This window comes from Stenotrophomonas maltophilia (assembly GCF_023518235.1).
In the GTDB taxonomy this organism is placed as follows: domain Bacteria; phylum Pseudomonadota; class Gammaproteobacteria; order Xanthomonadales; family Xanthomonadaceae; genus Stenotrophomonas.
In genome coordinates, this window is record NZ_CP090423.1 from 3,773,216 (window position 1) to 3,793,477 (window position 20,262).

Annotated in this window: 14 protein-coding genes; 8 read left to right on the forward strand and 6 right to left on the reverse strand. The window is 67.3% G+C overall.

Features of this window, described 5'->3' with window-relative positions; translation table 11 throughout:
* Positions 1 to 107: 107 nt before the first annotated feature.
* Positions 108 to 3,098 (reverse strand): TonB-dependent receptor, encoded by a 2,991-nt coding sequence (locus LZ605_RS17605; RefSeq protein WP_249842677.1) that lies wholly within the window; start codon positions 3,096 to 3,098, stop codon positions 108 to 110.
* Positions 3,099 to 3,589: 491 nt separating this feature from the next.
* On the opposite strand from LZ605_RS17605, the gene LZ605_RS17610 reads away from it, so the two are divergent.
* Complete coding sequence (locus LZ605_RS17610) at positions 3,590 to 4,786, forward strand: sugar MFS transporter (RefSeq protein ID WP_249844942.1); 1,197 nt, start codon at positions 3,590 to 3,592, stop codon at positions 4,784 to 4,786.
* Positions 4,787 to 4,803: 17 nt separating this feature from the next.
* On the opposite strand, the gene LZ605_RS17615 is transcribed toward LZ605_RS17610, so the two are convergent.
* The gene (locus tag LZ605_RS17615) at positions 4,804 to 5,811 is read right to left on the reverse strand and encodes a LacI family DNA-binding transcriptional regulator (protein WP_249842678.1); all 1,008 of its coding nucleotides are present in this window, start codon (positions 5,809 to 5,811) and stop codon (positions 4,804 to 4,806) included.
* A gap of 341 nt (positions 5,812 to 6,152) precedes the next feature.
* Here LZ605_RS17615 and LZ605_RS17620 point away from each other — a divergent pair, with 341 nt between their 5' ends.
* Positions 6,153 to 8,684, forward strand: a complete 2,532-nt coding sequence (locus tag LZ605_RS17620; RefSeq protein WP_249842679.1) for a glycoside hydrolase family 3 protein — start codon at positions 6,153 to 6,155, stop codon at positions 8,682 to 8,684.
* Positions 8,685 to 8,838: 154 nt separating this feature from the next.
* Here LZ605_RS17620 and rho read toward each other — a convergent pair whose 3' ends face one another.
* Together rho and trxA are read right to left on the reverse strand one after the other, a co-directional pair.
* Positions 8,839 to 10,611, reverse strand: a complete 1,773-nt coding sequence (gene rho, locus LZ605_RS17625) for a transcription termination factor Rho (RefSeq protein ID WP_249842680.1) — start codon at positions 10,609 to 10,611, stop codon at positions 8,839 to 8,841.
* Between the two features lie 228 nt (positions 10,612 to 10,839).
* The gene (gene trxA, locus LZ605_RS17630) at positions 10,840 to 11,169 is read right to left on the reverse strand and encodes a thioredoxin (protein WP_005411275.1); all 330 of its coding nucleotides are present in this window, start codon (positions 11,167 to 11,169) and stop codon (positions 10,840 to 10,842) included.
* A gap of 513 nt (positions 11,170 to 11,682) precedes the next feature.
* On the opposite strand from trxA, the gene rhlB reads away from it, so the two are divergent.
* From rhlB to rpoH, 6 genes are all read left to right on the forward strand, one after another.
* Complete coding sequence (gene rhlB, locus LZ605_RS17635; protein ID WP_107233235.1) at positions 11,683 to 13,404, forward strand: ATP-dependent RNA helicase RhlB; 1,722 nt, start codon at positions 11,683 to 11,685, stop codon at positions 13,402 to 13,404.
* Between the two features lie 129 nt (positions 13,405 to 13,533).
* Complete coding sequence (gene ftsE, locus LZ605_RS17640; RefSeq protein WP_014648630.1) at positions 13,534 to 14,220, forward strand: cell division ATP-binding protein FtsE; 687 nt, start codon at positions 13,534 to 13,536, stop codon at positions 14,218 to 14,220.
* Positions 14,221 to 14,223: 3 nt separating this feature from the next.
* On the forward strand, positions 14,224 to 15,171 hold the full coding sequence (gene ftsX, locus LZ605_RS17645; protein ID WP_107233234.1) for a permease-like cell division protein FtsX: 948 nt from the start codon (positions 14,224 to 14,226) through the stop codon (positions 15,169 to 15,171).
* 7 nt (positions 15,172 to 15,178) lie between these two features.
* Positions 15,179 to 16,021 carry a response regulator gene (locus tag LZ605_RS17650; RefSeq protein WP_049424094.1) on the forward strand — a complete coding sequence of 281 codons (843 nt, stop codon included), beginning with the start codon at positions 15,179 to 15,181 and terminating at the stop codon, positions 16,019 to 16,021.
* Positions 16,022 to 16,030: 9 nt separating this feature from the next.
* A complete protein-coding gene (gene ung, locus LZ605_RS17655) occupies positions 16,031 to 16,744 on the forward strand; it encodes a uracil-DNA glycosylase (protein WP_249842681.1) in 714 nt (237 codons plus the stop codon).
* Between the two features lie 278 nt (positions 16,745 to 17,022).
* Positions 17,023 to 17,898 (forward strand): RNA polymerase sigma factor RpoH, encoded by an 876-nt coding sequence (gene rpoH / locus LZ605_RS17660; RefSeq protein ID WP_249842682.1) that lies wholly within the window; start codon positions 17,023 to 17,025, stop codon positions 17,896 to 17,898.
* 136 nt (positions 17,899 to 18,034) lie between these two features.
* Here rpoH and purD read toward each other — a convergent pair whose 3' ends face one another.
* Both purD and LZ605_RS17670 read right to left on the reverse strand, forming a co-directional pair.
* Positions 18,035 to 19,318 (reverse strand): phosphoribosylamine--glycine ligase, encoded by a 1,284-nt coding sequence (gene purD, locus LZ605_RS17665; RefSeq protein ID WP_249842683.1) that lies wholly within the window; start codon positions 19,316 to 19,318, stop codon positions 18,035 to 18,037.
* A gap of 58 nt (positions 19,319 to 19,376) precedes the next feature.
* Positions 19,377 to 20,249, reverse strand: coding sequence for a hypothetical protein (locus LZ605_RS17670; RefSeq protein WP_249842684.1), 873 nt, complete (start codon positions 20,247 to 20,249; stop codon positions 19,377 to 19,379).
* Between the last annotated feature and the right edge of the window lie 13 nt (positions 20,250 to 20,262).

The window sequence follows — 20,262 nt, forward strand, 5'->3', positions numbered from 1 at the left end:
AGGGCAGGGAGCGCCGGGCCCACGCCCGGCCGCTGTCGGTGCCGCCATCATGCACCTGCGCCGGCCGCGCCGCGTGTGCGCGCGGCGCGGCAGGGCCCGCAGCGGGATCAGAACTTGTAGCGCACGCCGAACATGTAGCGCGGCCCGGTCTGGGTGGCATAGCGCAGCATGTTGGTATGCCGCGAGTACGTGCGCATGGTCTCATCGGTCAGGTTGATCGCTTCCAGGCTCAGTGTCAGCTGATCGTTCACCGCGTAGCTGATGTTCAGATCCAGCTGGCCGTACGCGGCGGTGTAGTTCGGGTTCGGGCCCTGGCCGCCGATGCCGTTGAGGAACTTGTCGCGCCAGTTGTAGGCGGCGCGGATCTGCCAGGCGTTGCGGTCATAGAAGGCCACCACGTTGGCCGAGTCGCTCAGGCCGATCATCGGGTACTGGTCACCCAGGCTGAGGTTGTTGAAGGTCAGCCCCGACTTGACCTTGGTGTAGTTGGCGGCCACGCCGAACCCGGATTGCCCGAACAGGTGCTGCACCGCCACCTCCCAGCCATCGAGGTGATCCGAATGCTGGTTGGCAGGCACGGTGATGTCGAAGCCGGCCACCGGGTCGCCCGGCTGGCCGACGATGGTGCCGGTCTTCTGCCCGGCCGAGTTGGTTCCGGTATAGGTCACACCCGGGGCACCGGCGTGGTTGGTGAAGATGTAATCGCGGATGCAGGGCATGTCGGTGGTGCCGCAGCCGGAAGCCAGCGCTTCGTTCCAGTAGGCACCACCCACCGGCGTATGCAGCGTGCCGGCGTTCTCGCGCACGATGGTATCGCTGATGAAATTCTTGATGTTCTTGCGGAAGAAGCCCACCGAAGCGTAGCTGGCCTCGCCGTAGTACCACTCCAGCGACAGATCGAAGTTGTCCGAGATCAACGGTTCCAGGCCGGGATTGCCGCGCGAGCCGCTGCCGCCCTGGGTGCGTACGATGTCGGCCAGCGACTGCCCGCTCTGGATCTGCGTCCAGCTGGGCCGCCCCAGCGTACGACTGTAGCTGCCGCGCAGCGCCAGCGATTCGCTCAGGTCCAGCTTCAGATCCAGGTTCGGCAGCACGTAGTCGTACTTGCCCTTGCCAGCGACGAAGCCGCGGTCGGCGGCATAGTCGATGTTGAACTCGTTGGCCGAGCTCCAGCTGATGCCGGTGGGAACACGCACCAGTGCGTTGGACTCCACCTCGGTCTGCTCGTAACGCGCGCCCACGGCCACATGCAACGGCATCGACCAGTCGAAGGTGGTGCGGTACTGCAGGTAGGCGCTGCGGGTCTTCTCGGTGGTGCGGATGTCTTCGGAGTACTCGGTGGGTGCGTAATAGCAGCTCGGGCAGGCCGGATCGGACGCGCTACCCACCTGCGCGGCACGGTCGATGAGGCGGTCGAAGTCGAACACCAGGAACTGGCCGGTCAGGCGTGGATCGTTATGGCCGCTGAAGGCCTTGAAGTACCGGGCCATGTTGTCGGCGTACCAGATGTCGTCGGCGTAGTCCGAGGGCGTGCCCAGCCCGCCCCAGGTGTTGCGCTGCATGATGGCCGACGCCGAGCGGTTCTCCACCTGGGTGTGGCCGATGCCGAAATCCAGTGCCGAGTAGTCGGCGAAGCGGAAGGTACCGCGGCCCTGGTACTGCTGCACCTTGGACTTGTTGTAGCTGTTCTGGAACACCGAGCCGGTGACCAGTGCATCGGAGGCCTGCACGCCACCGGGAGGCAGGGCGATGTTGATGATGGGCAGATCGCCGCTGTAGTCGACGGTGGTGGTGCCGCGCACGAAGGCGGCCACGCCCAGCACGCCGGCCGATCCATAGGGGCTGTCCGGCTGCGATTCGGCGGTGGAGTTGTGCGCATCGAAGGACAGGTCCAGCGCGTCGTTCACTTCCCAGTCCACGTTGAAGCCCAGCGAATGCATGCCGGTCTTGGTGGCCAGCTTGGCGCCGCCCATCGACACGTCCGAATTGGTCATGTCTTCGCTGTAGATGATCGGCGCGGCCACCGGGCCGTTGGTCCAGGTGCTGTCACCGGGGCCGTAGTTGAACCACACCGACAGTTCGCTGCGTTGCTGCTGCACCTTGTTCTCGACATAGGTGTAGTCCAGCGTCGTGGTGACATTGTCGGCCGGCTTCCACTGGAACGTAGCCTGCGCATTGGTGCGTTGGCGCTGCACGCCATTGACGTTGTAGGCGGTGTTCTGTGGCCGGCCGTAGACATCGTCCGGGCCAGGGCGGTTGGTGATGCGGTTGGCATAGCCCTGGCCCGGCTGTGGCAGGGCGCGCCAGTCCTCGCGCTCATTGCCCTTGAACGTGGCCCAGCCCTCGGCCACGGTGGCCTGGTTGAAGCCTGAGTCACGTTCCTGGTGGCTGGCACTGAAGGCCACGCCGAAGCGGTCATCGGCGTAGCGCTGGCTGAAGATGCCCGACAGCTCGCCGGTGATGTTCGAGCCCTGCAGCGTGCGCGGCAGGTTGTCGTTGGAGGAATCGTTGACCGCTTTCAGCCCCAGGCTGATCACCGGTTCCGATTCCAGCGGGCGCAGGGTCTTGATGTTGATGGTGGCGCCGATGCCACCGGCCGGATTGTCGGCGCGGCTGGTCTTGTAGACCTCCACCGCAGACACCGACTCGGATGCCAGATTGGCGAAATCGAACGAACGCGAGCCGGACAGGCCGCCGCCGCCGTTGCCCAGGTTCGACGCCGGCATCTGGCGGCCATTCAACAGCACCAGGTTGTAGTCGGGACCGATGCCGCGCACCGTCACCTTCGAGCCTTCGCCGCTGGAGGTGCGGTCGATCGATACGCCGCTGATGCGTTGCAGCGACTCGGCCAGGTTGGTATCGGGGAACTTGCCGATGTCCTCGGCGACGATGCCATCGACCACGCCCTGGCTGTCGCGCTTGAGGTTCATCGAAGACTGCAGGCTGCCGCGGATGCCGGTGACCTGCACCGCATCGAGCGTGGTGGGATCGGCCGGCGCGGTGCCGGTGGCCTGCTGTGCCCAGGCCGGCGCCGACAGCACAGCGAGCAGGGCGGACGTGAGCATCGTCTTGCGAGGTACAGCCTTGTACGTCTTCATGGAAGCTCCCTCCCCAGGGAATTCGGTGGTGGCGATCCTGCGTCGTCTCAATCACGGGTCACTGCGTGTGGCCGGATTGGAGCCACGGTTGACAGCGTTGTCAACAAACTGCCATCAAGAGCGCCACGCAGGCGGCCGCGCAGGTCCGCATGTAACCGTTGCCATGAACGTGCCTGCAGCAGTGAATTGCCTTGTTTGACGGCATTCGCAGCTGTTTTTGCGGCATGACAGCGCTGCCAATCCGAATGCGGAAAATCGTTGTGCGGTGCAAAACGAAACTGCGCGGAGCGGGTGCAGGTGGGGACACAGCGCAGGATCCGGCAGTCTGACAGCGCTGGACAGTGCCGATGACCCATGCATGTCCTGCGTGACCCTTTGATGGCTTCGAACACTGACCGGGAGGACAGGCATTGGACACAGCAACGACCGTTCGCGGACACCACATCCAGGGCAACACGCGCGCACTGGCGGTGGTCACCGCGATATTCTTCATGTGGGGATTTCTCACCTGCCTCAACGACATCCTCATTCCGCACCTGAAAGCCGCGTTCGCGCTGACCTGGGTGCAGGCGATGCTGGTCCAGTTCACCTTCTTCGGTGCCTACTTCCTGATGTCCCTGCCGGCAGGGCGGCTGGTCGCGGCAGTGGGCTACAAGCGTGGCATCGTGGCCGGGCTGGCCATCGCCGGTATCGGCGCACTGCTGTTCTGGCCGGCGGCGGCCGCGCATGTCTACGGCCTGTTCCTGACGGCACTGTTCGTGCTGGCCACCGGCATCACCGTGCTGCAGGTGGCGGCCAATCCCTACGTTGCGCTGCTGGGCGACGAGCGCACCAGCTCCAGTCGGCTGACCCTGGCGCAATCGATGAACTCGCTGGGAACCACTCTGGCGCCGCTGTTCGGCGGACTGCTGATCCTGTCGGCGCAGCCGCGCAGCGAGCAACAGCTGGCGCTGCTGCCCACGGCCGACGCACTGGCCTACCGCGCCGCCGAGGCGCAATCGGTCCAGCTGCCGTACTTTGGCCTGGCGGTGGTGCTGTTCCTGCTGGCGGCGGCGATCTGGATGTTCCGCCTGCCCACCATCGCCGGTGTTGAAGACAGCCGCGGCACCCAGGGCCGCGTCTGGGACGCGCTGCACCACCGTCATCTGCGGCTGGGCGTGCTGGCCATCTTCTTCTATGTGGGGGCTGAAGTTTCCATCGGCAGCGTGCTGGTCAATTTCCTGTCCTCGCCGGGCATCGGCCAGGGCATGAGCGAACAGGAAGCCACCGGCTACGTATCGCTGTACTGGGGTGGCGCGCTGGTCGGACGCCTGCTGGGCGCAGCCTTGCTGGCGCGGCTGGACGCCCGCCATCTGCTGGGCGGGTTCGCGCTGGTGGTGGTGCTTCTGCTGGGCATCACCGCAACCACGGGTGGCGGGCTGGCGACGTGGGCCGTAGTGAGCATCGGTCTGTTCAACTCGATCATGTTCCCCACCCTCTTCGCCCTGGCCATCGCCCGCCTCGGCGCGCTCACCGGCCAGGCCTCGAGCCTGCTGGTGATGGCCATCGTCGGCGGCGCGGTCATTCCGCTGGCGATGGGCTGGCTGGCCGATCATCATGGCCTGCAGCTGTCGTTCCTGCTGCCGGCGCTGTGCTATCTGTACATCGCCTTCTACGCGTGGAATGGCTCACGGCTGCGGGCGCCATGAGCCACCCCCAGACCACCTCAGCGCCGGCGTGGCGGCGCGGTGGATTCGCGCTCGAGCACGGTGTGCTCGACGGTGATCATGCGCCCGGCCAGGTCGACACGGATGTGCTCGATCAGTTGTTCGGTGGCCAACCGGCCCATGTGCGAGGTCGGCTGCCGCACGGTGGTCAGTGCCGGGTAGATGTGGCCGGCGATCGGCGTATCGTCGAAGCCGCACACCGACAGGTCGCGCGGGACGCGCAACCCGCGCTCGCCGGCAACTCGGTACACGGCTGCGGCCATGTCATCGTTGGCGGCGAAGATCGCCGTCGGCGGAGGGTCCAGGTCGAGCAGGGCATTGGCGGCATCCACGCCGGACTCGAACGAGAACTGGCCGTTGACCACCAGCTGCGGGTCGTAGGCGATGCCGGCATCACGCAGTGCCTGGCGGTAGCCGGCATGGCGCCACTGGCAGGCGCCGTGCGCACGCGGGCCCTTGATGTGGCCGATGCGGCGGTGGCCCTGCGCGACCAGATGGCCGATCAGTTCAACCACGGCGGTGGTTTCATCCATGCGCACGCCGATGCGGCCTTCAGGGTGCCGCGGTGCAATGCAGGCGAACGGAATCCCGTGCTCTTCCAGGTACGACAGCACCACCTCGTCATCGGTCAGCGGCGGGATCAGCACTACCCCATCCGGGCGCGAGTTCTCGAACAATGCTGCCAGGTCGGGCTGGGTGCGGCGGCCGGTGCCGACCGGCCCCAGGATCAGGTTGTAGTGCTGCGCATGGCAGGCTTCCAGCATGCCGCTCTGGATCTCCATCAGGTAGTTGCGCGAGGGATTGTTGTAGACCAGCGCCAACGCGTACGAACGCTGGCCGGCCAGGCTGCGCGCCGACGGGTTGGGCTTGTAGCCCAGCCGTGCCACGGCCGCCAGCACCCGCTCGCGCGTCTGTTCGCGCACGTTGGGCTCATGGTTGAGCACGCGGGACACGGTCTTGATCGAAACCCCGGCAACGGCGGCCACATCCTCGATTCGACTGCGCATGGTGCGATGGATCCTCCTGGAAGGCGGCGGGCACGCGGCGATGGTAGTGCGTGGCGGCCCGGTCGGTGTTGCCGAAGCAGGCGGATGTTGCCACGACATGCGGTGCGCTGGCACGTCCCGATTCCTTGTCGCGATGCAGCACCCGGGCACCACTGTAGCGCGCCTGCAACGCGCCAGGGCCCGTGGTTGCGCGACCGCCACCGCCCTGCGCTCGAACAACGATTGACAGTGCGCAGGCAGACTTATATGACAGCGCTGTCAGGAACGTTGCGCGAATGTCCGCGCTGTCGTGCTGCTGCAGGCCCGCACGCCAGGAACATCATCCACGGAGGTAGAGCCCAGTGAATCGCCCCACCCAGACCCTTCTTGCCAGTTGTCTGCTGGCTGCCCTTGCCGTCCCCGCCGGTGCCGCACCGGCCAGTGGCGAACACCTGCAGGACTGGCCGCGCGTGCACAGCGCGATCGCCACCGACGCGGACATCGAACGCCGCGTGCAGACCATCCTTGCGCAGATGACGCTGGCGCAGAAGATCGGGCAGATGACCCAGGCCGAGATCAAGACGATCACGCCGGAACAGGTACGCCAGTACTACATCGGCTCGGTGCTCAACGGCGGCGGTTCCTGGCCGGGCATGGACAAGCACGCCGGCGTGCAGGCCTGGCTGACGCTGGCCGATGCCTACCACGCTGCGTCGCTGGCCACCGACGCAAAGACGCCGGTGCCGGTGATCTGGGGTACCGATGCGGTGCACGGCCACAACAACGTCCTTGGCGCCACTCTGTTCCCGCACAACATCGGCCTGGGCGCGGCCGGCGATGCCGAACTGATCGAGCGCATCGGCGAGGCGACTGCGCGCTCGGTGCGCGCCACCGGTATCGGCTGGGTGTTCGCGCCGACCCTGGCAGTCGCCCACGATCCGCGTTGGGGCCGCACCTATGAAAGCTATTCGTCCGACCCCAGCGTGATCCGTCGCTTCGCCCACGCCTACGTCAAGGGCGCGCAGGGTACGTTCAAGGATGACGGCAACGTGATCACCACGGCCAAGCACTATCTGGGAGATGGCGCCACCGACAATGGCCGCGACCAGGGCGAGGCGCTGGTCGACAAGGCCACCATGATCAATGTTCACGCGCAGGGCTACTACGGCGCACTGGGCGAAGGCGCACAGACGGTGATGGCCTCGTTCAACAGCTGGAACGACCGCGCGGCGGGGATCGACTACGGAAAAATGCATGGCAGCAAGGCGCTGCTGACCGATGCGCTGAAGGACAAGATGGGCTTCGACGGCTTCGTCGTCTCCGACTGGAACGGCATCGCCCAGGTGCCGGGCTGCCGCAACGACAGCTGCGCACAGGCGATCAATGCCGGCATCGACATGGTGATGGTGCCCGATGACTGGAAGGCGTTCATCGCCAACACCACCGCGCAGGTGCAGAGCGGCGAGATTCCGATGGCGCGCATCGATGATGCAGTGACGCGCATCCTTCGGGTGAAGCTGCGCGCCGGCCTGTTCGAGCACAAGCCGTCCGACAGCCGCTATGCCGGCGATCCCGATGCCGTGCAGCACCGCGCGCTGGCCCGGCGCGCGGTGCGCGAATCGCTGGTGCTGCTGAAGAACGAAGGCCAGGCCCTGCCGCTGCGCCGCGACGCGCGCGTGCTGGTGGTGGGCAAGGGGGCCGACAACATCGGCGACCAGTCCGGGGGCTGGTCGCTGACCTGGCAGGGTACCGAGAACAGGAACGCCGACTTCCCCAACGCCGATTCGGTGCTGGCGGCACTGCGAGCGGAACTCGGCGCAGACAAGATCAGCTTCAGCGCCGATGGCCAGGGCATTGACCCGAAGGCCTTCGACGTGGTGCTGGCGGTGATCGGTGAAACGCCCTACGCCGAGACCAACGGCGACATCCTGCCCTCCGACACGGTCAGCCACAGCCGCGCCTACCCGCAGGACCTGGCGGTGCTGAAGGCCGCCGCAGCCACCGGCAAGCCGGTGGTGACGGTCTACCTGTCCGGGCGGCCGATGTACACCAACGACCTGCTCAACCTGTCCAGCGCCTTCGTGGCGGCGTGGCTGCCCGGTACCGAAGGCAAGGGCGTGACCGATGTGCTGGTGGTCGGCAAGGATGGCAAGCCCGCGCACGACTTCCGTGGCCGCCTGAGCTTCCCGTGGCCGGGCGCGCCGTGCCCGGCGCCGATCGACCGACCCGATGCGGGCAAGCCTGCGCTGTTCGCGCTCGGCTATGGCCTGAGTTACGCCAAGGGCGGCAAGGTCGCGCGGCTCGACGAGGCCACCCCGGACAGCTGTGGCGAAGTGACCGTGCTGCCGATCTTCAACCGCGCCGACACGCCGCCGTTCGCGCTGCACGTGGCCGTCGGCGGTGCCACCCAGCCGCTGGGCAATGATCTGAATGCCACGCTGCGCTGGCCTGCCGGCAAGCCGGTGGTGCAGGTGCGTACCGTGCAGGTGAACACCCAGCAGGATGCCAGGGAGGTGACCTGGCTGGCGCCCGCGCAGCTGATTGCGCGCAGCACCTCACGTCGCAATCTCGGCGCACTGGCACGCAGCAACGGCGCGCTGCAGTTCGACGTGCAGCTGGTGAAGCGCCCGGCGTCGGCGGTGAGGGTGACCATGCAGTGCGGTACCGGTTGCGAGGGCGGGGTGGATATCGCCCCGCTGCTGGGCAAGCTCTCTCCCGGCCAGAAACAGACGGTGACCGTGCCGCTGGCGTGCTTCGCCAGGCAGGGGGTGGATCTGGGCGCGGTGGAGGCGCCGTTCGTGGTGAGCGCGGACAAGCCGTTCGCGGCGGCCTTCACCCAGGTCAAGCTGACCGCCAACACGGCCAATGCCGAGGGGGCCGTGGCCTGCCCGTAAGCCGAAGGTAGCGCCGGGCCATGCCCGGCGTGTCCGTCATCGCGCCCGGGATGTATTTCGCCGGGCATGGCCCGGCGCTTCCGGTAGATCCACGCCATGCGTGGATGCGGCGTTCCCAAGCCCAAAAAAAGCCCCGCAATGCGGGGCTTCTTTCTTATCGCTTCATCGAACCGAAGAACTCGTCGTTGGACTTGGTGTTCTTCATCTTGTCCAGCAGGAATTCCATCGCGGCCATTTCATCCATCGGATGCAGCAGCTTGCGCAGGATCCAGATCTTCTGCAGCAGCTCCGGCTCGATCAGCAGGTCTTCGCGGCGGGTGCCGGAACGGTTGATGTCGATGGCCGGGAACACGCGCTTTTCAGCGATGCGGCGGCTCAGGTGCACCTCACTGTTACCGGTGCCCTTGAACTCTTCGTAGATCACCTCGTCCATCTTCGAGCCGGTGTCGACCAGCGCGGTGGCGATGATGGTCAGGCTGCCGCCTTCTTCCACGTTGCGCGCGGCACCGAAGAAGCGCTTCGGGCGGTGCAGGGCGTTGGCATCCACACCACCGGTCAGCACCTTGCCCGAGCTCGGCACCACGTTGTTGTAGGCGCGGGCCAGGCGGGTGATCGAGTCCAGCAGGATCACCACGTCCTTCTTGTGCTCGACCAGGCGCTTGGCGCGCTCGATGACCATTTCGGCCACCTGCACGTGGCGTGCGGCCGGCTCGTCGAAGGTCGAGCTGATGACCTCGCCGCGCACGGTGCGCTGCATTTCGGTCACTTCTTCCGGGCGCTCGTCGATCAGCAGCACGATCAGGTGCACGTCCGGATGGTTGGTGGTGATGGCCGTGGCCACCTGCTGCATCATCATGGTCTTGCCGGCCTTCGGCTGCGACACGATGAGCGAGCGCTGGCCCTTGCCCTGCGGCGCCATCAGATCGAGGATGCGGCCGGTGATGTCTTCCGACGAACCGTTGCCACGCTCCAGGGTGAAGCGACGTCGCGGGAACAGCGCGGTCAGGTTCTCGAACAGCACCTTGTTCTTCGACGCTTCCAGCGGCTCACCATTGATGGTGTCCACGATCGACAGCGCGAAGTAGCGCTCGCCGTCCTTCGGGAAGCGGATGCGGCCGGACAAGTGGTCGCCGGTGCGCAGGTTGAAGCGGCGGATCTGGCTGGGCGAGATGTAGGTGTCGTCCGGGCCGGCCAGGTAGCTGGCTTCGGCTGCACGCAGGAAACCGAAGCCGTCGGGCAGGATTTCCAGCACGCCATCGGCGGCGACGCCATCGCCGTGGCGGGTCAGCACCTTCAGCAGCGCGAAGATCACGTCCTGCTTGCGGGCGCGGGCGACGCCTTCGGAAATCTGCAGCTGCTCGGCAATCTCCAGCAGCTTCTGCGCCGGCATGCGCTTGAGATCGCTCAGCGAGTAGACCGGGAAACCTTCCGGCACATTGGCGTGCGGGCGCGGCACGAACGGCTGCTGGTCGCCGCCATCGTTGGGCATGCCGTCATCGCGGAAGCGGCCGCCGTTGCCACCGCCATTGCGATCACGGTCGCGGCGGTTGCGGAAGCGGTCACGGCGATTGCCCTGGCCCTGGCCCTGCTGGTTCTGGTTGTACGGATTCTGGTTCTGGTTCTGGTTCTGACCACCACCCTGGTGGTTCTGCTGCCGCGGCTGGCCGGATTCGCGGCCCTCACCGCCTTCGCCGCCGCCACTGCTGGCGGGGGCCTCGGCGGCGGGCGCGCTCGGCGCAGGGGGCGCAGGGGGCGCAGCGGCCGGCGCCGGCGCTTCGGGCGCGGCTGCCAGCGGCAGAGTCGGCTGCGCCGGAGCGGCGCTGGTTTCGGCGGCGGCCGGAGCGGCTGCCTTGCTTACGCGGGCCTTGCGCACGCGCTTTTCGGCGGGCGCTTCAGCGCTGCCGGTTTCGGGAGTGTTATCGGACAAGAGCGTTATTCCTCGCTTGAAGGTGCGAGCGCCCGGCTGGGGCGGCGAATGTTGGGAATGGGTCTGGAAGAAACGGCGTCCAGAGGGTGCGGCACGCGAACGCGGCCGGATATGCCGACACTATCATCGGCCCGCGGCGCCGTGCAAGGGTCGCCGGGAACAGCATTCATCATGGACGCGGTGCGCCCGACGGCAGCCGCACGCGGCGGCTGCCGTGAAACATCAGGATCAGGCCAGCGCCTTGTCCAGCAGGCCGGCCAGCTGGGCCTTGCCCACCGCACCGATCTGCTCGCCGACCTTCTCGCCGTCCTTGAACACGACCAGGTACGGAATCGAACGCACGTGGTACTTGGCGGCCAGCGCACGGTTGTGGTCGACGTTGACCTTGGCGATCTTGGCGCGGCCCTGGTAGGCATCGGCCAGCTCGTCCAGCGCCGGGGCGATCATCTTGCACGGGCCACACCACTCGGCCCAGAAATCGACCAGCACCGGTTCCTTGGAATTCAGCACTGCGCTATCAAAGTCGGCGTCGCCGACATGTACAACCTTGTCGCTCATCTTGGTTTCTCGTCTTGGATTGCACCCGGCCATGCCGGAGGTGGGTGAACTGGGCCATGCCCGGTGGCGCGACCCTCGTCGTTGCCTCGCGGCGCTCTGCCGCGGTGCGTTCGGCGGGATGCCTGGACGCTCACGGCCGGCAGTGTACCCCTATCGCAGGGCAGGGACAGGCGCCGGCTGGAACCCAGCGTATCGTGATCGCTTCGAAGCCCGGTATGTGTCGGATTTCACTGTCTTCCAGGAAATGGGGATGGCAGCGGGCGACACCACCGCCGACAGGCAGGGGCGTTCAAGTGCGGTGTGGCTGGGTGAAGACGGGCTTGTCTCGCAATGCGGTGAGACTCGCCATTCCGGTTTGCCGGCCCGAGTGCGTTAAACTGGGGCATTGTGCGGCGTGCGGACCGGGTGGTCCCTGCCTGCCAACCCGCCGCAGGGGCCGCAGTTTGCGACGGTGCCCCTAGACGATGAAGTGCCGCCCGCCCCACGGGCCGACGGCCATACCAAGACGGACCCATGAGCGACAAACCGCTGACCGATTTGACCTTCTCCTCCTTTGAGCTGCATCCGGCCCTGCAGGCCGGCCTTGAAGGAGCCGGATTCACCCGTTGCACCCCGATCCAGGCACTGACCCTGCCGGTCGCGCTGGCCGGCGGTGATGTTGCCGGCCAGGCCCAGACCGGCACCGGCAAGACCCTGGCCTTCCTGGTTGCTGTCGTGAACCGCCTGCTGAGCCGGCCGGCGCTGGCCGACCGCAAGCCGGAAGACCCGCGCGCGCTGATCCTCGCGCCGACCCGCGAACTGGCCATCCAGATCCACAAGGATGCGGTGAAGTTCGGTTCCGACCTGGGCCTGCGCTTCGCGCTGGTCTACGGCGGCGTCGACTACGACAAGCAGCGCGAGATCCTGCAGCAGGGCGTGGACGTGATCATCGCCACCCCGGGCCGCCTGATCGACTACGTCAAGCAGCACAAGGTGGTCTCGCTGCACGCCTGCGAGATCTGCGTGCTGGACGAAGCCGACCGCATGTTCGATCTGGGCTTCATCAAGGACATCCGCTTCCTGCTGCGCCGCATGCCCGAGCGCACCATCCGCCAGACCCTGCTGTTCAGCGCCACGCTCAGCCACCGTGTGCTGGAGCTGGCTTACGAGCACATGAACGAGCCGCAGAAGCTGGTGGTCGAAGCCGAAACCATCACCGCCGCGCGCGTGCGCCAGCGCATCTACTTCCCGGCCGACGACGAGAAGATTCCGCTGCTGCTGGGCCTGCTCTCGCGCAGCGAAGGCGCCCGCACCATGGTGTTCGTCAACACCAAGGTGTTCGTCGAGCGCGTGGCCCGTTCGCTGGAAAAGGCCGGCTACCGCGTCGGCGTGCTGTCCGGTGATGTGCCGCAGAAGAAGCGCGAGAGCCTGCTCAACCGCTTCCAGAAGGGCCAGCTGGAAATCCTGGTGGCCACCGACGTGGCCGCGCGTGGCCTGCACATCGACGGCATCAAGTACGTCTACAACTACGACCTGCCGTTCGATGCCGAAGACTACGTGCACCGCATCGGCCGTACCGCGCGCCTGGGTGAAGAGGGCGATGCGATCAGCTTCGCCTGCGAGCGCTACGCGATGGGCCTGCCGGACATCGAGGCCTACATCGAGCAGAAGATTCCGTCCGAGCCGGTCACCAAGGAATTGCTGACCGCGCTGCCGCGCCCGGAACGCCCGGCCCCGGCCGCTGGCGAGGAAGGCGAGGAGAACGAGAGCGTCGGCCAGATCTTCCGTGAAGCGCGCGAAGCCCGCGCCGCCGAGGAAGAGCGTCGTGGCGGTGGCCGCAGTGGTGGCCGCTCCGGCGGTGGCCGCGGCGAGCGTCGCGACGGTGAGCGCAGTGGCGAGCGCCGTTCGCGTGGCCCGCGCAAGCCGCGCGTGGAAGGCGAACAGGCGGCCGCCGCACCGGCCGAAGGTGCCGAGGCCGCTGTGGCCCAGGCCCCGCGTCCGCCGCGTCCGCCGCGTGCCGAAGGTGCACCGGAAGGTGCCGCCGAGGGCGATCGCAAGCCGCGCAAGCGCCGCCGTCGTCGCCACGGGCGCCCGGTCGAGGGTGCCGAGGGCGTGCAGGCCACGGCCGGCAACGGCGCCAGCCCGGTGACCCCGGTGCAGGTGGTGGCCAAGCCGGTGCGCACCGCTGCCGATACCGGCGATTCGTTCCTGACCCGCATCGGCCGCAAGATCCGCCGGATGCTGTCGGGCAACTAAGTGGTAGCGCCCGACCGTTGGTCGGGCGGCCTTGAGAGGTGTGCCGACCAACGGTCGGCACCCACCCAGGCCGGCAACGATCAGCGCGACCGTCTCCACGCCGTCGCGCGGCTCCTGCATAATCGGGGCATGAGTGTCCTGCGCTTCGACAATGTCAGCAAACAGTACGCCGGTGGCCACGAAGCCCTGATCGATGTCAGCTTCGAGGTCGCGCCGGGCGAGATGCTGTTCGTCACCGGCCATTCCGGTGCGGGCAAAAGCACCCTGCTCAAGTTGATCCACCTCGACGAGCGGCCCAGCCGCGGCGCGGTGGTGTTCGACGAGCGCAACCTGCTGAAGGTGCGCGGTGGCGACGTCCCGCGCCATCGGCGCGCGGTCGGTGCGGTCTACCAGGACCACCGCCTGCTGATGGACCGCTCGATTGCCGAGAATGTGGCGCTGCCGCTGATCCTGCGCGGCACCCGTCGCGGCGATATCAGCAAACGCGTGCGCTCGGTGCTCGAGCGCATGGGCCTGGGCCACCGCGAGAAGGCGTTGCCTTCGCAGCTGTCCGCGGGCGAGCAGCAGCGCGTCGGCATCGCCCGCGCCATCGTCGGCGAACCCAAGCTGCTGGTGGCCGATGAGCCGACCGGCAACCTCGATCCGACCCTGGCGGCGGAAATCATGGCGCTGTTCGCCGAGCTGCCGTCGCGCGGCACCAGCGTGCTGGTGGTCAGCCACGATCTGCCGCTGCTGCGCCGCATGCGCAAGCGCGTGCTGATCCTCGACCACGGCCGGCTGGTGGACGACATCTCGCCGCAGGACCTGGCGGAGTAACCCATGGCCAAGAACGAAAACAGCGAAGCCGCCGCACCCTCGCGTGTGGGCGTCTGGTTCCAGCACCACGCGCACAGCGTGGTGTTCAGCCTCGGCCGCGCCTTCCGCAAGCCGTGGGCGACCCTGCTGACGGTGATGGTCATGGCGCTGGCGCTGGCCCTGCCGCTGGGCCTGTCGATCGCGCTGGACAACCTCAAGCAGTTCGCCGGCAGCGTGCAGCAGTCGCGCGACATCAATGTGTTCCTCAAGGGCAATGTCGATGGCCCCGCTGCGCTGCGCCTGGCCGGCCAGCTGCGTGACCGCGATGACGTGGCCGAAGTGAACGTGCGCACGCCCGAGCAGGGCCTGCAGGAACTGCGCGATGCCGGGCTCGGCGAGGCGATCGACGCGCTCAACGACAATCCGCTGCCTTCGCTGCTGGTGATCACCCCGGGCCAGGGCAAGGACGACGCGCGCCTGGCGCGCGCGCTGGAGAGCCTGCCCGAGGCCGACCTGGTGCAGCACGATGCGCTGTGGCGCCAGCGCCTGGACGCCTGGCTGGCGTTCGGTGCGCGGCTGGTGCAGGTGCTGTCGGTGCTGCTCGGCGCGGGCGCCGCGCTGGTGGTCGGCAACACCGTGCGCCTGGATATCCAGGCCCGTCGCGAAGAAATCGGCGTGCTGCAGCTGCTCGGTGCCAGCGACGGCTTCATCCGCCGCCCGTTCCTCTATCTGGGTGCTTGGTACGGCCTCGGCGCCGGCGCGGTGGCGCTGGCCCTGATCGGCGCGGCCGGTGCCGCGCTGCGCCTGCCGCTGGCCGAGCTGTCGCGCAGCTACGGCAGCCCGTTCGTGCTGCACGGTCTGGACCTGCTGCACGGCAGCCTGGTGCTGCTGGGCACGTTGCTGCTGGGCTGGCTGGGCGCGTGGCTGGTCACCGGCCACTTCCTCCGCCAGACCCGCCCCACCGACACCTGAGACCGGCATGCAACCGCAAGCGCTGAAGCACCTTGAAGGGCCCGCGACGCGGGTGATGGTGGTCGACGGGTCGAAGCTGGTGCGCAAGCTGATCGCCGACGTCCTGCAGCGTGACCTGCCGGGCGTGGAGGTGATCGGCTGCGACAGCATCGAGGACGCGCAGCAGGCGCTGGCGCAGGGGCCGGTGGACCTGGTGACGACCTCGCTGACCCTGCGCGATGGCGACGGCCTGGCGTTGGCGCGGATGGTCCGCGAAGCCGCCGGCCAGGCCTACGTGCCGGTGATCGTGGTGTCCGGCGATGCCCAGCAGCACCTGGAACAGCGCCGCTTCACCGAGTACGTCACCGACTACTTCGACAAGGCGCTGGGCCACGAGGCGCTGGCGACCTTCATCCGCGGCTATGTGCAGCCGCAGACCATTCCCGGCGCCACCATCCTCTACATCGAGGACAGCCGCGTGGTGGCCGAGGCCACCAAGCGCATGCTCGAACGCCAGCAGCTGAACGTGCTGCACGTGGTCAGTGCCGAGGAGGCATTCACCCTGCTCACCGCCGAGTCGCTGGGCCGCAGCCGCCACCGCATCGACCTGGTGCTGACCGATGTCACCCTGAAGGGCGAACTGAGCGGCCGCGACGTGGTGCAGCGCGTGCGCGTGGACTTCGGCTACGGCAAGCGCCGCCTGCCGGTGCTGGTGATGACCGGCGACGGCAACCCGCACAACCAGACCGGGCTGCTGCAGTCCGGCGCCAACGACCTGGTGCTCAAGCCGATCGAAGAACGGCTGCTGGTCACCAAGGTGCTGTTCCAGCTGCGCCTGGCCCGATTGAACGATGGACCCCTGTTGCGATGAAGTGTTGCGATGATCGATGAAGTAGCCGACACCCCGACGATCCAGCTCGAACCGAGCTGGAAGCAGCATGTCGGCGATTACCTGCTGCAGCCGCAGATGCGTGAGTTGTCCGCGTTCCTGCGCCAGCGCAAGGCCGGTGGTGCGGCGGTGTTCCCGCCCGGCCCGCAGATCTTCGCCGCGTTCGACGCCACGCCGTTCGAGCAGGTGAAGGTGGTGATCCTCGGCCAGGACCCGTACCACGGTCGTGGCCAGGCGCATGGGCTGAGTTTCTCGGTGGCGCCGGGTGTGCCGGTGCCGCCATCGCTGCTGAACATCTACAAGGAGATCGAGAGCGATCTCGGTCTCCCGCGCCCGGACCACGGCTGCCTGATTCCATGGGCACAACGCGGCGTGCTGCTGCTCAATGCCGTGTTGACGGTGGAAGAGGGCAAGGCCGGTGCACACCAGGGCCGTGGCTGGGAGGGCTTCACCGACCACGTGGTGGATGTGCTCAACCGCGAACGCGAAGGCCTGGTGTTCATGCTCTGGGGCGCCTATGCACAGCAGAAGGGCAAGGTGATCGACACCCGCCGCCATCGCGTGCTGAAGTCGCCGCACCCGTCGCCGTTGTCGGCGCACCGGGGGTTCCTCGGCTGCCGCCATTTCTCGATGGCCAACGAGTACCTGCAGCGCCGCGGGCAGACGCCGATCGACTGGTCGCTGCCGCCGCGTTCGGCGCTCTGAGCGCCGGCGGGCGGCCGGGCCTGAACACCGGGCAACGTTTCCGGCCCTGAATGGGCCTCCGGAACGGCCCGTTCAGCTCCGCTTGACCGGATTCGGCCGGTTTCCGGCGGGTAATTGCTTGAATTCCAAGGGATTGTGAATCCCGAAAAGCATGCTCGCCACTGTCATCAAATCGCGCTACGGTAGGGCTCTGTTTGGGACCAGTGTTGCATCAATGGGACGCTGGAACTTTTTCCTCCTTTAGCAGTCCAAATCCCGGACTGCTAAGATGGGTGCCTATGAGCCAGAACACCTCTACTGCCCTTGTGGCAAACAATCTCCCGATTCCCAGTGCGCTCGGTTCGCTGGACGCCTACATCGGTGCCGTGCACCAGATCCCGGTGCTGTCGGTCGATGACGAACAGGACCTGGCCCGTCGTTTCCGCGACGGCAATGATCTGGACGCCGCCCGCGAGCTGGTGCATTCGCACCTGCGCTTCGTGGTGCACGTGGCCCGTGGCTACAACGGCTACGGTCTTGCGCTGGGCGACCTGATCCAGGAAGGCAACATCGGCCTGATGAAGGCGGTCAAGCGCTTCGACCCTGAAATGGGCGTGCGCCTGGTGTCCTTCGCCGTGCACTGGATCCGTGCCGAGATGCACGAGTTCATCCTGAAGAACTGGCGCATCGTGAAGGTCGCCACCACCAAGGCGCAGCGCAAGCTGTTCTTCAACCTGCGCAAGTCGAAGACGCGCCTGGGCTGGATGAACGCGGCCGAAGTCAGCGCGGTGGCCAAGGACCTGAACGTGTCCGAGCGCGAGGTCATGGAAATGGAATCGCGCCTGTCCGGTCGCGATATCGGTTTCGATGCGCCGACCGACGAGGACAACGACCACGCGCCGCCGTCGCCGGCTGCGTTCCTGGTTGCCAACGACGAAGATCCGTCGATGGCCTACGAGCGTGCCGACAGCGAAGACAACCAGATGCAGCTGCTGCGCGAAGGCCTGGCCGAGCTGGATGCCCGTTCGCGCGACATCATCCGCCGCCGCTGGCTGGATGCCGACAGCAAGGTGACGCTGCAGGAGCTGGCTGACGAGTACGGCGTGTCGGCCGAGCGCATCCGCCAGGTGGAAGCGAACGCGCTGAAGAAGATGAAGGCGCTGTTCACCGCGTAAGGCGCGGTGGCGTTGAAGCAATGAAAAGGCCCGGCATTGCCGGGCCTTTTTGTTTTTCGCGGCGCTCTCATCCACGCAGGGCCTGGATCTATCCAGTGTCAGTAGAGCCACGCCATGCGTGGCTGCGGCGCGGCCGTCACTCTTCGCGTGCGATCGCGCGCCAGCCGATGTCGTTGCGGTGGAACTCGTTGGCCCACGTCACCTTGGCTACGCCGGCGTAGGCATTGGCCTGCGCGTCGCGCACGCTGTCGCCCAGCGCGGCCACGCACAGCACGCGGCCGCCCGCGCTGAGCACCTGGCCCTGCGCGTCCAGCGTTGTGCCGGCATGGAACACCTTGGCACTGGCCGGCACCTCGTCCAGGCCGGAAATCACATCACCGGTGATCGGCGCTTCCGGATAAGGCTTGGCCGCCAGTACCACGCCCAGCGACGGGCGCGCATCCCACTGCGCCTGCACCTGGTCCAGGCGGCCGTCGATGGCCGCTTCCACCAGCTCGACCAGATCCGACTGCAGGCGCAGCATCACCGGCTGGGTTTCCGGGTCGCCGAAGCGCACGTTGAATTCGATCACCTTCGGCGCGCCGCTGGCATCGATCATCAGGCCGGCGTAGAGGAAGCCGGTGAACGGGATGCCGTCGGCGATCATGCCCTGCACGGTCGGGTTCACCACCTCGCGCATCACTCGCGCGTGCACTTCCGCGGTGACCACCGGGGCCGGCGAGTACGCGCCCATGCCGCCGGTGTTCGGGCCGGTATCGCCGTCGCCGACGCGCTTGTGGTCCTGCGAGGTGGCCATCGGCAGCGCGTGCACGCCGTCCACCATCGAAATGAAGCTGGCTTCCTCGCCGTCGAGGAACTCCTCGATCACCACGCGCGCACCGGCATCGCCGAAGGCGTTGCCCGACAGCATGTCACGCACCGCGTCCTCGGCTTCGGCCAGGGTCATCGCTACGATCACGCCCTTGCCGGCGGCCAGGCCATCGGCCTTGACCACGATCGGGGCGCCCTTGTCGCGGATGTAGGCCAGCGCCGCGTCCACCTCGGTGTGCACGGCGTAGAACGCGGTGGGGATGTTGTGGCGGGCCAGGAAATCCTTGGCGTAGGCCTTGCTGCCTTCCAGCTGGGCGGCGGCGGCAGTCGGCCCGAAAATGCGCATGCCGGCGGCGCGGAAGCGGTCGACCACGCCGGCCACCAGCGGTACTTCCGGACCGACCACGGTCAGCGCCACGCCTTCGGCCTGGGCCAGCGCCAGCAGGCCGTCGATGTCGGTGACCTTCACCGCCACGTTGCGGCACTTGTCTTCGCTGGCGGTGCCGGCGTTGCCGGGCGCCACGATCACTTCGGTGACACGGGAGGACTGGGCCAGCTTCCATGCCAGGGCGTGTTCGCGGCCGCCTGAGCCGATGACAAGTACGTTCATCACGAGATTCCAGATTGCGTGGGAAGGGAAGGTCGATGTCCCCGTCGGCGCAGGTGCTTCATTCGCAGCCTTCGCGTCGCAGCGATTCGGGGAAGGAATAGGCCCAGGTCTTCGGGTCCAGGGTAAAGCGGTGTTCCTGCCGGACCTGCTTGCCGCCACAGGTGGTGCCGGTCTCCTCGATCAGCAGCGGCCAGACGCGCGCGCTGCGGTCGCTGTCGTCGAAACGCAGTGCGAAATCGATGCTGAAGCGGCGGGTGCGGCAGTCTTCGGCGGTGTCCGGGTCGGTGCCGGGACCCAGGTTGTCGCATTCGTACTGGGCGTCATTGTCGATATGGCTGCGCACGCTGCCACTGGCCACCAGGCCGTTCGGGCCCGGCAGGATCAGCGACTGCGAGAGCAGCGAGAAGCCCTGCCCGAACCAGCCGTCCTCGACCCTGAAGCCATAGAAGTCGCTGCCGGCGCGGACGATGCTGGCGGTGCCGGGCTGGCCGCCGCTGCCGAAGCGCTCGCCGGTCAGTTCACTGGTCACCTCGAAGCCATCGCCCTTGGGGCGCAACACATAGAAGTCGATCGTTCCCGGGTCGATGTGTGCGCCTTCGGACAGTGCGCCGCAGACCGCCAGCAACTGCTGCCAGCTGCCACCGCTCACCACCGGTTGCTCGGCGCAGACCTGCCAGTCCATCGGGCGGGTTTCGCCGTCGTCGATCCAGCTGCCGTGCCATTGCCCGGAGAGCCTGGCGTTCTTGCCGTAGCGCTGGACCAGGAAGGCCTGCAGCCGCGCGGTGCGGCTGATCTGCGCCGTCGGCTCGGCAGGGGCCGCAGGGGCGGCCGGCGGCGCAGGCGCGGGGGCCGCTGCAGGCTTGCACCCGGCCAGCATGGCGGCGCCCGCGAGGGCGAGCACGGCCAGCGATTTCAGTGAGACTGCGGACATCCGTGTCGCTCCA